Source organism: Arthrobacter sp. NPDC093125 (assembly GCF_044754225.1).
Taxonomy (GTDB): Bacteria; Actinomycetota; Actinomycetes; order Actinomycetales; family Micrococcaceae; genus Arthrobacter.
Genome location: NZ_JBIVOQ010000010.1, coordinates 113,426 through 126,833 on the forward strand (window position 1 = coordinate 113,426; position 13,408 = coordinate 126,833).

Consider the following 13,408-nt stretch of genomic DNA (forward strand, 5'->3'; position numbering starts at 1 on the left):
GGTAAGCAACAGCCCATTGACACCCGTCCGCACCCGTCCTATTCTACAACCAAATGGTTGTAGATCAGTTGGGTGATGCGGAGCTAGACCGCCTGTTCCAGGCGCTCGCCGATGCCACACGCCGGGACATTATGCGCCGCGTGGCAGTGGATGAGTACTCGGTGTCCGGTCTTGCTGCCCTCTACGCCATGAGTTTCGCCGCCGTTCAAAAACATGTGGCGGTATTGGAGCGCGCGTCTCTCGTCTCCAAAGAGAAGCGCGGAAGGGAGCAGATCGTGCGGGGCAACCAGGAAGGACTGCAGAAGGCCCGGCGGCTGCTTGATGAGTTCGAAGCGATTTGGAGGCAGCGCGCCGAACGGATCGCAGACATCCTCACTGAAGAAAAGATCCTCACTGAAGATTAGGAAGTGGTTCCGCAATGACGGTTATCAGTTCGACCAAGAACGTTGAGGCACTGAGCTTCACCCTCGTCGCCGAGTTTGACGCCAGTGTTGATCGGGTCTGGCAGATATGGGAGGACCCGCGGCAGCTGGAGCGCTGGTGGGGACCGCCCACTTGGCCCGCCACTTTTGAGAAGCATGAATTTACGCCCGGCGGAGAGGCTTCCTACTACATGACCGGCCCGGAGGGTGAAAGGGCCGGCGGCTGGTGGCGCATCACGGACATCCAACCACCCAACCGCCTCGAGTTTGACGACGGGTTCGCCGACGAGAACGGCGATCCGGTCGAATCGATGGGCACGACGCACGCGTCCGTGATGCTTGAGGACATAGGCGGCCGGACGCGGATGACGGTCAATTCCGTCTTCGAGTCGGAAGAGCAAATGGGCAAGATGCTGGAAATGGGCATGGAGGAGGGGATGCAGGAGGCGGCCGGCCAGATTGACGGCATCCTCGCCGAGCACTCCCACGCCTGATTCAGGCGCCGCAGCCAGGCAGCACAAAAAGCGTGGCCAGGCAGCACTAAGGCGAGGGGACGACGGCGGAACCTCCCGCCGTCGTCCCCTCGCCTTTGTATGCCAACGGTGCTGGCATACAACGGTGCTGGCATACAACGGTGCCGGTATAGCTGCCGGCGCAGGCTAGACCCTGGCGATCCGCTCGATGTCCTCCAGAAAGTCCTTCACAACCGGTTCGGTGACGGTGGCGCGGGTCCCTTCGATGGCCTGCAGGTAGTCCCCGGTGGTGAGAGCCTCATCCTCTGGCACCGGCTGGGGGGCCTGCACCGCGCGTTCGAGGGCCTGCTGCGAAGCCTTTCTGGCCGCAAACTCGATGTCCGCGGGGGAGAAGCGCTCGCTGGCGAAGGCCAGGGCATCCAGATCGATCTGCGGCGACACCGCCGGCGGGATGTAGCGGTGCCAGATCGCCCTGCGGGCTTCGAGGTCCGGCGGGCCGATCGGGATCACGTAGTCGAACCGGCCGTGGCGGAGGAAGGCCTTGTCCAGTGAGCGGATGAAGTTGGTGGCGCAGATCAGGAGGCGGCCCTCCTTCTCCCTGAACGCCGGAATAATCTTGAGGAGCTCATTGGTGACGCCCTGCAGTGGCGATGTTGCCTCCCCGGTGCGGGCGGAGGCAATTTCTTCCACCTCATCGATGAAGACGACCGCGTGCTCAAGGCGGCTGATCTCCTGGAACACCTGCCGCAGCGCCCCGGCGAGGCCCTGGGGGTCGGAGGCGAGCCGGGACGGGAAGACCTCGACGAAGGGCCAGTCCAGCCGGGAGGCCACTGCCTTTGCAAAGGTCGTTTTTCCGGTGCCGGGAGGACCGAACAGGACCACGGAACGCGGCGGCGTCACGCCCAGGGACTTGGCGAGCTCGGTGCGCGCCAGCGGCAGGATCAGGCGCTGTTCGATCAGGTCCTTCTCGCGCTGCATGCCGGCCAGCGCGCCCCACAGCCCATGGGGGAGGAGGCGGCCGCCGAGCTGGCTCAGCGGCCCCATCTCCCGGGGCTGCAGCGGGATGGTCCGCTCGAAGTAGTGCAGGTCCTCCTCCACCCGGTATTCGCTGTTGCGGAAGGCGCGGACCCTGGTTTCGGAAGCGGGCAGGAGGGCAGAGATCCGCCGTATGCCCTGGCTTGTGAGCCTGTCCTCCATGCCCGCGAGGAGGGCGCTTCCCAGCCCCTGTTCGCGCCACTGCCGGTCCTGGGCGAGAAGGATGATCCAGGCGCGGCCATCGTGGATTCTGCAGGCCGCCGCCCCCACGACTTTTCCTTCCCTTACGGCGACCACGGCCACTCCGTTGGAGCAGGCGTCGATGATCTCGGAGAGGCTGTAGACGGGGTGCGCACCGGGTGTTCTGGAATCCTGCCAGACGCTGATGAGCTGGTCGAGGTCGTCCGTGTGGAAGTCGCGGACGCTCCAGGGCTCAATGCCCGGCCTGGCCCCGGTCGCTGAGGTTGCTCCGGCTGCTGAAGTTGCTTCAGTTGCTGCCGTTGCCGTCATCAGTCGGTCTCCGGGCAGGCGCAGTAGAAGCAGTCGTCCCCGGCATTGCAGTCGAGGTCCTCCGCCGGAAGGGCTGCGGCGGTGGAGGCCTGCTGCGCCTGGGCCGCGGGGGTGGAAATCAGGGTAGTCATAAATCCGTCGCCTTCGAATCGGAGTCCACGACGGAAGCTGGAACCGGCCTTCCGCCGCCGTAAGTTCTGTCCAGTATGAAAGGCAAATCACATAAGAAAAAGCGATGACATCTGAACGTTAAAGATCGGAAAAACCGACGCTTTACGGCTCGGTGTGCTGCCGGTGCCCGCGCCGCTTTTGGGATTAAAAAGAACGACGGCGGGAAGGCTCCCGCCGTCGTCATTTTCAGGTTCTAGCGCGTAACTTCCTCGAAGGTCGGGGCGTTGCGGTTAAGGCTGACCGTGAAAGTGTTGGGTCCGCTGCAGGTGACCGCAATGCTGTGACGGGGAGCGTTGGTCCGGGCGGAAAGGTCCTGAACGACGGTGTCCAGAGTGTGGTCGATGGCGGACCGGTCCCAGATCTTCAGCGTTACGGAGTCAGTGGTTTCGAACGTCATTATTCGGTGCCTCATTCATGATTCGGTTATGGGCTTAGCCTCGGTGCGAAGCCCGGAACAGGTCAATCCGGAAACGGTCGGAGACCTGTGAAGCTCAGCTGAGCTCACTGGTGTGGCCTCGTTGCATCCACCAGATCGGGGTTTAATTTTTGCTTTCAGCCTCTGCGTCTTCTGCGCGCAAGAAGGAACATCATGGCTGTGTCGGCACGGAAATCGGATACCCTGCCGTCCACTCCATGATGCCCGGCGGGATGCAAATGGCTCAAGCGGATTTGTCAAGATTGCGGGTGAGACTCATCACAGGGCCACGGCAGGCCCGAGAGTAAGGGGTTTTTAGCTGGCCGTCTCCGCGCGGCCGGCGTCATATCCGGCCAGGAGCCGCTTGGCTGCCGTGTCCATGTGGGACCGCATCGTCTTCGTGACTGCTGCCTCGTCCCGCGCCTGCAGAGCGCGGAAAATCTCCCGGTGCTCCTTAAGTGCCGCCGCAGCGTGCCCTTCGTCGGTCAGGGCCCGGTCCACCCAGATGCGCAGCAGGGAACGGATGCTTTGCAGGAGCTCCTCCAGGACCTGGTTGCCGGAGCTGGCGGCGATCTCACGGTGGAAAGCGGCGTCGGCTTCAACGAACGCCTTCAGGTCATCGAGATTCTTCGCCATGGTGTCCAGATTGCCCTGCATGCGGTCCAGCGACTCTTCGGTGATGCGTTGGGCAGCGAGCTGGGCTGCCTGTACCTCCAAGCCACCGCGGAGTTCCACGAGTTCACGGGTCCGGGGTGCGCCGAGCATCAGCCCCCAGCTAAGGGTGCGGGGAAGCAATTCGGAAACACCGTCCCGCAAATACGTGCCGGATCCCGGCCGCACAACCACAATCCCCAGGATCTCAAGAGCGGCAAGGGCCTCCCGCACCGCGGAACGCCCAACGCCGAGCGAAGCGGCGAGCGTGCGCTCTGCCGGGAGCCTCGTTCCGGGCGCGATTTCACCGCTGGTGAAGTGGGCCAGCAGGCGTTCCGCGACCTCGGACACCACTGAGCCCTGCTCCATGGAACCGAGAGCAGCGCTGATTTTGGCCATCGAGGCGGCGGAGTTTGCGGACACAGTCAAAGCGTAGCAACCAGGCGGGGCCTGAAAGGTCCTCGCTGGGCTGCGAAAAAAGAATCTATCAACCGGTTGACCAATTTTTGAATCGGCCCTATGGTTGAAATCACTCGCCTGGCACAAGACCGGTCAGCTTCGACCGGTCCGGGCACTGAGACAGATCCCCAGGCATCCAGCGCAGGGCGCTTCCGGGAGACCAACATCTAGGAGTCAACGTGGACACCACACAATCAGTGGTTGAAAGATCTGCAATCAGGAAAGTGGCGATCCGGCTGGTGCCGTTCGTGGCCCTGATGTTCTTCATCAACTACCTGGACCGGACGGCCATCTCGTTTGCCGGTCCCAACGGAATGAACCAGGACCTTGCCCTGTCAGCGGCCCAGTTCGGCTTCGCTTCGGGCGTTTTCTTCATCGGCTACATCCTGCTCGAGGTCCCCAGCAACCTGGCCCTCCACAAGTTCGGCGCCCGCCGCTGGCTGGCCCGCATCATGGTCAGCTGGGGCATCGTTTCGCTCCTTTTCACCTGGGTGGGCAACGTGGAGCAGCTCTACATCCTGCGCTTCATCCTCGGTGTGGCCGAGGCAGGGTTCTTCCCCGGCGCCATCCTCTTCCTGAGCCTGTGGGTCCCGTCCCGTCACCGCAGCAAGGTCCTCGCCCTGTTCTACCTGGCCCAGCCGCTGACCACCGTCATCGGCGCCCCGCTGGCCGGCCTCCTCATCCAGCAGCACGGTCTCTTTGGTCTTGAGGGCTGGCGCGTTATGTTCTTCGGCGTTGCCGTCCCCGCCATCATCGTCGGCGTCATCGCCTGGTTCTATTTGGCCGACTCCCCTGCCAAGGCCAAGTGGCTTACCGCTGAGGAGAAGACCTGGCTGACCGGGGCCCTGGAGAAGGAAAAGAACGAAACCGCCGCCAGCAACAAGCACGTTAGCGTCCGTACGGTATTCGGCAACGGCCGGGTCTGGATGCTCTCGGCGATCTACTTCGGCTTCATCTACGGCCTGTACGCCCTCGGCTTCTTCCTGCCGACCATCATCGCCGGCTTCGAGGGCATCTACGGCACCAAGTTCGATGTGTTCCAGAAGGGCATGATCACCGCCATCCCGTACCTGCCCGCAGCCTTTGCCCTGTACTTCTGGTCCAAGGACGCCACCAAGCGCGGCGTCAAGACCTGGCACATCGCCATCCCGGCTCTGGTGGGTGGTCTGAGCATCCCGCTGGCCCTGTTCGCCGGATCGCCGGCCGCCACCATCGCCGTCATCACCATTACCGCCATGTCGATCTTCGCCGCCCTGCCCAACTTCTGGACCGTGCCCACCCAGTTCCTCACAGGTGCGGCCGCAGCAGCCGGCATCGCCCTGATCAACACTGTGGGCAACCTGGCAGGCTTCAGCGCCGGCTACATCACCGGTTGGCTCAAGGACTGGACGGGCGACTACACCGTGCCGATGTTCGTCGTGGGCGGCTTCATGCTCCTGTCCTGCATCCTCATGGTGGCGCTCAGCCGCTCCGGCAAGGTCGCCCAGGGCGTGCCGGCTGAGGCCCTGGACCCCGCGGGCGCCGGACACCACGCTGAGCCGTAGGCAGCCAGCAGCACACAAGTCGGTTGCGCCCTCCGCCAAGGAGGGCGCAACCACACCAAACCGATTTCGTCCCTAACCGCCCCTAACCTCGCAAGCTCGCCAGGGAACCCAGCGTCCGGGTGCCCCAAGGCTCAATCACCGGCTACCAGCCACTTCAGGAGAAACCCCCAAATGACCCGCCTGTTCAATGAGCCTGCAGCGTTTGCTGATGAGATGATCGAGGGCTTTGTCGCCTCGCACGGCCGGTGGGTCAGGCGTGTCTCCGGCGGCGTGGCCCGCAGCACGAAGAGCACCCCGGAGACCGTGGCACTGGTGATCGGCGGCGGCTCCGGCCACTACCCGGCCTTCGCCGGGCTGGTGGGCCAGGGCCTGGCGCACGGTGCCGCGATGGGCAATCTTTTCGCATCCCCCTCCGCGCAGCAGGTATACAGCGTGGCCAAGGCAGCCAACAACGGCGCCGGCGTTCTGCTGGGCTACGGCAATTACGCCGGCGACGTCCTGCACTTCACCCAGGCTCAGGAGCGCCTCCGCCGGGAGGGCATCGACTGCCGCAGCATCGCCGTCACGGACGATGTCTCCTCCGCCCCGCTGGAAGATCGCGCCAAGCGGCGCGGCATCGCCGGCGACCTGACAGTGTTCAAGGTCGCGGCCGCCGCTGCCGAGGCGGGCTACAGCATAGACGCCATGGTCGAGATCGCAGAACGTGCCAACGACCGTACCCGCTCCTTCGGCGTCGCGTTCACCGGTTGCACCCTTCCCGGGGCCGAGAACCCGCTGTTCACCGTCCCCGAGGGCCGAATGGCCGTGGGCATGGGCATCCATGGTGAACGCGGCATCGACGAAACGGACATCCCGACGGCGGACGAGCTCGCCGAACTGCTGGTCGGAAAACTGCTCACAGAGGTGCCGGACGGGCTCCAGACCCGGGGATCACGCGTGGTGCCGATCCTCAACGGCCTGGGCAGCGTGAAGTACGAGGAACTGTTCGTGGTCTACCGCCGCGTTGCCCAGCTCCTCGCCGAGGCCGGCCTGGAAGCCGTGGACCCGCAGGTAGGCGAGCTCGTCACCAGCTTCGACATGGCCGGCACTTCGCTGACCCTCTTCTGGCTGGACGAGGAACTCGAAACCCTCTGGAACGCTTCCGCCGACGCCCCGGCCTTCCGCCGCGGCGCGGTCAGCGCAGCACCCTTGGAGGCGACTGCCGGCGGCGACCCCGCCGACGTCGTCCTTCCCCTGCCGGAGGCAACGGAAGAATCCCGCGCCGCCGCCCACCGCGTCCTGGCCGCCCTGGGCGCCGCGAAGGACGTGGTTGACGCCAACGTGGAAGAACTGGGCCGCATCGATGCGATCGCCGGCGACGGCGACCATGGCATCGGCATGGAACGCGGCGTACGTGCCGCGGTGGAGGCAGCAACCGATGCCGTCGAGCGCGGTGCAGGCGCTGCCACCACCCTGCACCTCGCGGCGGACGCCTGGGCGGACCGGGCCGGCGGCACCTCCGGTGCCCTGTGGGGCATGGCCCTGCGCGCGGTCGGCGACGCCGTCGGGGACACCACCAAGCCTGACGCCGGTGCCGTTGCCGCGGGAGTGGCGCAGGCCGCCGCCTCGATCATGGGCTTCGGCAAGGCCAAGGTGGGCGACAAGACCCTCGTGGACGTGCTTGTTCCGTTCCGCGATTCGCTGGCCGCCGCCGTCGGCTCCGGGCGGTCCCTGGATGAGGCCTGGGGGAGCGCAGCCACCGTTGCAGAGCAGGCCGCCGAGGACACCGCCACCCTGCTGCCCCTCATGGGCAGGGCCCGCCCGCACGCCGAGAAGAGCCTCGGCACCCCCGACGCCGGCGCCGTTTCCATGGCGCTGATCGTCCGCGCAATCCACAACACTTTCGCAGAGGCGAAAGCTGCAGAAACCGCTAAGGAGAAGGCATGAGCGCCAAACTGCGCCTGGTCGTCGGTTCCGACGACGCCGGCTTTGAGTACAAGGAAGCCCTGAAGGCAGACCTGGAGGCCAGCGAAATGGTCGAGTCCGTGCAGGACGTCGGGGTGGACGCAACCAGCCACACGCCCTACCCGTCCGTGGCCATCGCCGCTGCCGAGCTTATTGCCGCGGGCAAGGCCGACCGCGCCCTGCTGGTCTGTGGCACGGGCCTGGGTGTGGCGATCGCCGCGAACAAGGTTCCGGGCGTCCGCGCTGTCACCGCGCACGACAGCTTCTCCGTCGAGCGCTCCATACTGTCCAACAACGCCCAGGTCCTCACCTTCGGCCAGCGTGTCGTCGGCCTGGAACTGGCACGCCGCCTTGCCAAGGAATGGCTCACCTACACCTTTGACGAGTCTTCGGCCTCCGCCGAGAAGGTCACGCTGATTAAGGACTACGAGGGTGTCACTTCCTGCTAACACCCCCACCGCAGGCGGAATAGGTACAGGCGCCATGCGGCCGCGGGCCATCATCGGCGTCAGCCTGAAGATGTACTTCGGCTACGAACGTACCCTGGACTGGTGCCGGGACGTGGCGGAGATTGCTGCCGCCCACCCGGCCGTCCGCAGCGGGGACATCGAACTGTTCGCCCTGCCGGCCCACCCGGTCCTGCCCGAGTGCGCGCGGATTCTGTCCGCCGCCGGGGCTGCCGCCGGAGCACAAGACCTCTTCTGGGAGGACGAGGGCGCCTTCACCGGCAAAGTCAGCGGCCTGATGGTGGCCGAAACCGGCGGCCGGTACGTGGAAGTGGGTCACGCCGAGCGGCGGCGCATCTTCGGCGAGGACGACGACGTGATCGGGCTGAAGACCGCAGCGGCCTACCGCAACGAGCTCACCCCGGTGCTGTGCGTCGGCGAACCCGGCCGCGGCACCGCGGCAAACGCGATCAAGCACTGCATCCGGGAAATCGACGGCGTCCTGAACCGCGCCGGAAGCCTGGGCAGCACGGGACGCACCATCGTGGCGTACGAGCCGCAGTGGGCCATCGGCGCAGCCGAACCGGCCTCGCCCGGGCTCATAAGTGAAGTTATCGACAGCCTCGATGCCCACCTGCGCAGCCGCCCCGGCCAGGAAGAGAGCAGGGTCATCTACGGCGGAAGCGCCGGCCCCAGCCTCCTCAGCCAACTTGGACCCGCCGTCGCCGGGCTATTCCTGGGCCGCTTCGCCCACAACCCGTCAGCAGTGCGGGACATCCTGGATGAGGCCGCCGAACGGCTGGGTCTGATCGAACCGGCCCTGCTGGAACCTGTAGGGGGACGGTCATGAGCCGGATCGGCCTGAGCAGCTACGCCTTCTTCTGGCAGCTCTCGGACAAGGTGTCCGAGCCGCTGACCATCCACCAGGCACTGGAACGGACGGCGGCCATGGGCGTGGATCTCTTCCAGATCTGCGACTACGCTCCGCTCGAAGCGATGTCCGACGCCGAAATCAAAGAGCTCAGGGCCACCGCGGACTCCTTGGGCATGGCGCTGGAAGTGGGCACCAAGGGTATCCGGCCCGGGCACCTGCGCAGGTTCCTGCATATCGCCGGCATTCTCGGCGCACCGCTGCTGCGGACCATGTTTAACGTCCCGGGCCACATCCCGACGGCGGACGAGGCCGCGGCGATCTTCACTGAGGTGCTGCCCGAGTTCGGGGCGGCCGGGGTGCGGATTGCCGTGGAAACCTACGAGCAGGTTCCCACCGCCCGGATCCTCGACGTCGTGCGGCGAGTGGACAGCCCCTGGCTGGGGATCTGCAGTGACCCTGCCAACACTGTCGCGGCGCTGGAGATGCCCCGCGAGGTGATTGACGCCGTCGCGCCCTATGTCCTGAACATGCACATCAAAGACTTTGCGTTCAGCCGCAAGGAAGGCTGGGTCGGGTTCACGTACTCCGGCGCGCCGCTCGGCGAAGGACTCCTGGACTATGACCACATGGTCCGCACGATCCGACCCAAAGAAAGAAACATCAACCAGATCGTCGAACACTGGCTGCCATGGCAGGACACCGAGGACGCAACCATCCGCCTCGAAAACCAGTGGACCCAGCGAAGCATCGATTTCCTAAGGAGCAAATGAAATGTCAGCAGAAAACTTGACCGTCGCCGTCATCGGAGCCGGAGGCAAGATGGGGATGCGCGTTTCGCGTAACCTCCAGAAGTCCGGCCACACCGTCTTCTACTCCGAGAACTCACCGGCAGGCCAGGACCGCGTCCGCGCCGAAGGCCGTGAGATCACCGCCACCGACGACGCCGTCACGGGCGCCGACGTCGTGATCCTCGCCGTTCCGGACACCGTGCTGGGCGTTGTCTCCGAAGGCGTCGTCCCGCAGATGAAGCAGGGCGCCATCCTGCTCACGCTCGACCCGGCCGCCGCCTACGCAGGCCTGCTCGCCCAGCGCGAGGACGTGGTCCAGGCCGTGGCCCACCCCTGCCACCCGTCCGTGTTCCTGGAGCGCACCACCAAGGAAGAATGGGCCGACACCTTCGGCGGCGAGGGCGCCCCGCAGAACGTCGTGGCAGCCATCGACGAGGATGCCACCGAGGCCACCAAGGCAGCTGCCGAGGCCACCATCCGCGTCATCTACGCCCCCGTGATCGACGTGCACTGGGTCACCGTCAAGCAGCTCGCCATCCTCGAACCCACCCTGGTGGAAACCGTGGCCTGCATGATTGGCACCCTGCTTAACGAGGCGCTGCACGAGACCGTGCACACCGCCGGTGTGCCCGAGGAAGCAGCCAAGGCCATGCTGTTCGGCCACGTGCAGATCGCCCTCACCAACGCCCTGCGCGGCTCCAACCCGTTCTCCGAGGCCTGCGAAATCGCTATCCAGTACGGCAAGGACACCATCATCAAGGACGACTGGAAGAAAATCTTCGACGACTCCCAGCTGGACTACGTCATCGCCAAGATGCTCAAACTCGAAACCGTCAAGCGCTAAGCCCGGCGCCGGGCCGGTCTGCTAACAGCAGATAGACGCAAGGTAAGCGGACGACGGCGGGAACCTCCCGCCGTCGTCCGCTTGCCATAAAACCCCGCGCCCACCCCGAAAGGTTCGGCCGGCTCGGCCAAAAACAGACCCCGCCCGGACTCTTCCCGCACGTATCAGCGGCTCCTATGCTGTCGGTGTGGGGATGTCGCTGATTTTCGGCGTGGTGGCTTCGAGCGCCCTGATCGTGGGCGCTCTCATCGGCGTCCGTTTCGAGTTGCCTAAACGGCTCCTCGCGATCCTGCTGTCCTTCGCGGCCGGTGCGCTCATCACAGCTTTGAGCTTCGAACTGTTCGAGGATGCGTACCGGCAGGGCGGGATCTGGCGGGCGGCGCTGGGGCTGCTCGCTGGTGCAGTAGTCTTCACCGCCCTTAGCGCGCTGCTGGACCGCTGGGCACAGCCCGGGGCCGGAGCCACACCGGCGGATGAGTTCCAGGGCAGCGCGAAGCTGGACACGGATGCCGCCGCAGCCGAGAAGGCGCCGAGTTCAGTGTCCACCCGCGGGGCTGCCGGCATGGCCCTGCTGGCCGCCGTGACGCTGGACGGTGTGCCGGAAAACATCGCCCTCGGCGTTGCCTTGGGTGAGGGTACCGGCGGCCTGGCCCTTCTCGCGGCAATCTTCGTGTCCAACCTGCCGGAAGCCTTGGTCGGCGCTGCATCCATGCGCAGCCAGGGCAAGTCGACCGGGGCCGTCATGGGTCTATGGGCCGTCTGTGCGGCGCTGCTCGTTGTTGCCGTGGTGGTGGGTGCCGGCCCCCTGTCGGGCGCTGACCCGGAAACCATCTCCTTCCCGCTGGCCTTCGCGGCCGGAGCCGTCATTGCCTCCCTCGCAGACACGCTGATGCCCGAGGCTTACGAGCACGGCGGTCCGGCCGTGGCCCTCAGCACGGCCGCCGGGTTCGTGCTCTCGTTCGTGCTTTCACTCGCCTGACGGCAGTCCACGGGCCCGGCCCGCCGGGAAGTACGCCGTCATCGTTACCCCGTCACTCCGTGTGAGCAGATGGATACAAGACTGAAACGTTGAGTCGACGCCATGAAACATGCCGTGGCTACGCTATTTCCTACCCAATAAGGGTCAACTGCAGGTCGCTTTGAAAGGAAATAGCCATGCTTTGGAATACCTTGAACCTGTATTTCAGTTCCCAGCGCAATGACGGCAATTCGCACTTTGGCGATGCCGAGTCGAACAGTGAATTTCCCAAGGGCCAGCTCACGTCCACGGCCTGGGAAGGCTGGTGGGACAACCCGGCCCAGGCGTGACCGGGCGCTGGCTGAACTATCAGTGAGGCAGCAACCGGGACGGGCCGTGCGGCCTCGTCCACAAGTCATGCAGTGATTTCCCAAGGCGCCGTCCCAGCTTTTTGAGCGGACGCAATGCCGCGACCGTGAAAAGCAGGCCCAGCACGCGCACCAGTCCGGCCAACAGGAGCAGGAGCACGAGGGTGAGGATGGCGGGCAGGAACGCAATGAAGACTGCAACCAGCGTGACGAGGTAACCAAAAGCGAAATTTACGATCGACGCCTGGTCCATGGGGACTCCCCTCTGAAGCCACGAGCGTGGCTGCGGGATGCTGCAGATTCCCTCTACAGTCCGGGGTAACGCGGTCCCCGACCGGTTTCCCGGCCGGGGACCACTTTGCGGGAGGGTTGGTCCGCGCGCTGCTGCTGCAATATGCGCTACAAGGCGCTGTGGCGTCGCAAATACTAATCGCCCCAAGAGGCAGCGTTAGCGTATTCCGGCTTCCCGTCCCGGTCCGTTAAGGCGTGGGTCTGTTTTCGCTGTTCCTCCTTCGCCCCGAGCCCATACTGTCAAGCCTGGTACAGCCAGTGGCCATCAACATCGCACACCCCCTGTGATCGCCGTTGATCCGATGCATCTCTGCTGATACAAATTTTTATAGCACCGACCGGGGTGGCCGACAAGGGTGATTCTGGCTTCCCGGTCGGCTTTCCCGGGCAGCGCCCAGCGCTGGTTCAGGCGTCTTCGCGCTGCGGGTTCTCCAACCGGAAAAAGTTGGACTGCTGCCCGTCGCTGCGCTGTTCCTGATAGATGAAATTCAGGCCACGTTCATCGAAAGTAGCAAACCACTCGTCCCAGCCCACATGGCGCAGGTTCGCGTCGTCGCCCCCGAAATCTATCCGGAGGACGCCCAGGTGGTCGCCATGCTCCGTTCCCTCTACGGTCGCAGGAACGCCCTCACGTTCTTCAGCCCACTGCCTGATGACCTCGTGATGTGTTGTGGCCAGGCTGCGGCCTTCTCGTTCGGGTTCGTCCTCCGTGGAGGTGACTTCCTGGGAGTACTTCAGGGACTTCGAGGAGTCCGGGCCGCGGCGGATCTTGCCGCCTTCGGGACCGGCTCCCAAGTCGTCAGCGTCTGAATCCGAGTCACCGCTGCCACTGTCCCCGGCGTCGTTTCCGGACTTGGCCTTGGCCACTTCCTGGACGAGTTCCTCTTTGCGCATGCCCGAGGCGCCGCTGATTTCCTCATCACGGGCCTCCTGCCGGAGTTCATCGACTTTCATCTCGCGAAGCTCTGTCTCGCTGACATCCGGCGTGTTCGGCGTCTGGTTTCCCTGTTTTTCGGCCATGGCGGTTCCTCTCATTCTGAACTGCTCCCCGGAAGTTGGACTGGAATATTCAGTTCCGATTTGTGGGGAGCAGTTTTATGGGTGCGTCTAGTTCGTTGTGTGAGGTCCAGCGTGAGGCCGCTGTAGCGTGGTTCGAGAAGGGCATCGCGGCTAGGGCGACAGCCGGTCTGCTGGGTGTGCCCCGGCCGCCGGTTC

16 protein-coding genes are annotated in these 13,408 nt (G+C 64.9%); 10 read left to right on the top strand and 6 right to left on the bottom strand.

What is annotated here, in order from left to right; genetic code table 11:
• Window positions 1–53 precede the first annotated feature (53 nt).
• Window positions 54–404 carry an ArsR/SmtB family transcription factor gene (locus ACIP9X_RS16830; protein ID WP_400480900.1) on the top strand — a complete coding sequence of 117 codons (351 nt, stop codon included), beginning with the start codon at window positions 54–56 and terminating at the stop codon, window positions 402–404.
• A 14-nt stretch (window positions 405–418) separates the two neighbouring features.
• Window positions 419–916, top strand: a complete 498-nt coding sequence (locus tag ACIP9X_RS16835) for an SRPBCC domain-containing protein (RefSeq protein WP_400480901.1) — start codon at window positions 419–421, stop codon at window positions 914–916.
• A 165-nt stretch (window positions 917–1,081) separates the two neighbouring features.
• Here the strand turns inward: ACIP9X_RS16835 and ACIP9X_RS16840 are convergent, their stop codons facing one another.
• The 4 genes from ACIP9X_RS16840 to ACIP9X_RS16855 all read right to left on the bottom strand — a co-directional run bounded on the left by ACIP9X_RS16840 (window position 1,082) and on the right by ACIP9X_RS16855 (window position 4,100).
• Window positions 1,082–2,368: an ATP-binding protein gene (locus tag ACIP9X_RS16840; RefSeq protein WP_400480917.1), complete on the bottom strand. Its 1,287-nt coding sequence runs from the start codon at window positions 2,366–2,368 to the stop codon at window positions 1,082–1,084.
• 71 nt (window positions 2,369–2,439) lie between these two features.
• A complete protein-coding gene (locus tag ACIP9X_RS16845) occupies window positions 2,440–2,571 on the bottom strand; it encodes a hypothetical protein (protein WP_400480902.1) in 132 nt (43 codons plus the stop codon).
• Between the two features lie 233 nt (window positions 2,572–2,804).
• Entirely contained in the window at window positions 2,805–3,008 is a 204-nt protein-coding gene (locus tag ACIP9X_RS16850; protein WP_400480903.1) for a hypothetical protein, read from the bottom strand.
• 333 nt (window positions 3,009–3,341) lie between these two features.
• A complete protein-coding gene (locus ACIP9X_RS16855; RefSeq protein ID WP_400480904.1) occupies window positions 3,342–4,100 on the bottom strand; it encodes a FadR/GntR family transcriptional regulator in 759 nt (252 codons plus the stop codon).
• Between the two features lie 215 nt (window positions 4,101–4,315).
• On the opposite strand from ACIP9X_RS16855, the gene ACIP9X_RS16860 reads away from it, so the two are divergent.
• From ACIP9X_RS16860 to ACIP9X_RS16895, 8 genes are all read left to right on the top strand, one after another.
• Window positions 4,316–5,680 (top strand): MFS transporter, encoded by a 1,365-nt coding sequence (locus ACIP9X_RS16860; RefSeq protein ID WP_400480905.1) that lies wholly within the window; start codon window positions 4,316–4,318, stop codon window positions 5,678–5,680.
• A gap of 171 nt (window positions 5,681–5,851) precedes the next feature.
• Window positions 5,852–7,606, top strand: coding sequence for a dihydroxyacetone kinase family protein (locus tag ACIP9X_RS16865; RefSeq protein WP_400480906.1), 1,755 nt, complete (start codon window positions 5,852–5,854; stop codon window positions 7,604–7,606).
• A complete protein-coding gene (locus ACIP9X_RS16870) occupies window positions 7,603–8,073 on the top strand; it encodes a ribose-5-phosphate isomerase (protein ID WP_400480907.1) in 471 nt (156 codons plus the stop codon). The genes ACIP9X_RS16865 and ACIP9X_RS16870 overlap by 4 nt, the downstream gene beginning before the upstream one ends.
• A complete protein-coding gene (locus tag ACIP9X_RS16875; protein ID WP_400480908.1) occupies window positions 8,057–8,920 on the top strand; it encodes a triose-phosphate isomerase family protein in 864 nt (287 codons plus the stop codon). The genes ACIP9X_RS16870 and ACIP9X_RS16875 overlap by 17 nt, the downstream gene beginning before the upstream one ends.
• Complete coding sequence (locus ACIP9X_RS16880) at window positions 8,917–9,714, top strand: sugar phosphate isomerase/epimerase family protein (RefSeq protein WP_400480909.1); 798 nt, start codon at window positions 8,917–8,919, stop codon at window positions 9,712–9,714. The genes ACIP9X_RS16875 and ACIP9X_RS16880 overlap by 4 nt, the downstream gene beginning before the upstream one ends.
• Window position 9,715: 1 nt before the next feature.
• Window positions 9,716–10,576 (top strand): phosphogluconate dehydrogenase C-terminal domain-containing protein, encoded by an 861-nt coding sequence (locus ACIP9X_RS16885; protein ID WP_400480910.1) that lies wholly within the window; start codon window positions 9,716–9,718, stop codon window positions 10,574–10,576.
• 187 nt (window positions 10,577–10,763) lie between these two features.
• Window positions 10,764–11,555, top strand: a complete 792-nt coding sequence (locus tag ACIP9X_RS16890) for a ZIP family metal transporter (RefSeq protein ID WP_400480911.1) — start codon at window positions 10,764–10,766, stop codon at window positions 11,553–11,555.
• A 176-nt stretch (window positions 11,556–11,731) separates the two neighbouring features.
• Entirely contained in the window at window positions 11,732–11,884 is a 153-nt protein-coding gene (locus ACIP9X_RS16895; protein ID WP_400480912.1) for a hypothetical protein, read from the top strand.
• A 19-nt stretch (window positions 11,885–11,903) separates the two neighbouring features.
• On the opposite strand, the gene ACIP9X_RS16900 is transcribed toward ACIP9X_RS16895, so the two are convergent.
• Window positions 11,904–12,155, bottom strand: a complete 252-nt coding sequence (locus ACIP9X_RS16900; RefSeq protein ID WP_400480913.1) for a hypothetical protein — start codon at window positions 12,153–12,155, stop codon at window positions 11,904–11,906.
• A 443-nt stretch (window positions 12,156–12,598) separates the two neighbouring features.
• Window positions 12,599–13,213 carry a Rho termination factor N-terminal domain-containing protein gene (locus ACIP9X_RS16905; protein WP_400480914.1) on the bottom strand — a complete coding sequence of 205 codons (615 nt, stop codon included), beginning with the start codon at window positions 13,211–13,213 and terminating at the stop codon, window positions 12,599–12,601.
• Window positions 13,214–13,408 lie beyond the last annotated feature (195 nt).

Coding starts and splice junctions, on each gene's coding strand:
- ACIP9X_RS16845 (WP_400480902.1), bottom strand. CDS start 2,571: ATGACTACCCTGATTTCCACCCCCGCGGCCCAGGCGCAGCAGGCCTCC.
- ACIP9X_RS16850 (WP_400480903.1), bottom strand. CDS start 3,008: ATGACGTTCGAAACCACTGACTCCGTAACGCTGAAGATCTGGGACCGG.
- ACIP9X_RS16900 (WP_400480913.1), bottom strand. CDS start 12,155: ATGGACCAGGCGTCGATCGTAAATTTCGCTTTTGGTTACCTCGTCACG.
- ACIP9X_RS16905 (WP_400480914.1), bottom strand. CDS start 13,213: ATGGCCGAAAAACAGGGAAACCAGACGCCGAACACGCCGGATGTCAGC.
- ACIP9X_RS16870 (WP_400480907.1), top strand. CDS start 7,603: ATGAGCGCCAAACTGCGCCTGGTCGTCGGTTCCGACGACGCCGGCTTT.
- ACIP9X_RS16865 (WP_400480906.1), top strand. CDS start 5,852: ATGACCCGCCTGTTCAATGAGCCTGCAGCGTTTGCTGATGAGATGATC.
- ACIP9X_RS16835 (WP_400480901.1), top strand. CDS start 419: ATGACGGTTATCAGTTCGACCAAGAACGTTGAGGCACTGAGCTTCACC.
- ACIP9X_RS16885 (WP_400480910.1), top strand. CDS start 9,716: ATGTCAGCAGAAAACTTGACCGTCGCCGTCATCGGAGCCGGAGGCAAG.
- ACIP9X_RS16830 (WP_400480900.1), top strand. CDS start 54: ATGGTTGTAGATCAGTTGGGTGATGCGGAGCTAGACCGCCTGTTCCAG.
- ACIP9X_RS16880 (WP_400480909.1), top strand. CDS start 8,917: ATGAGCCGGATCGGCCTGAGCAGCTACGCCTTCTTCTGGCAGCTCTCG.
- ACIP9X_RS16895 (WP_400480912.1), top strand. CDS start 11,732: ATGCTTTGGAATACCTTGAACCTGTATTTCAGTTCCCAGCGCAATGAC.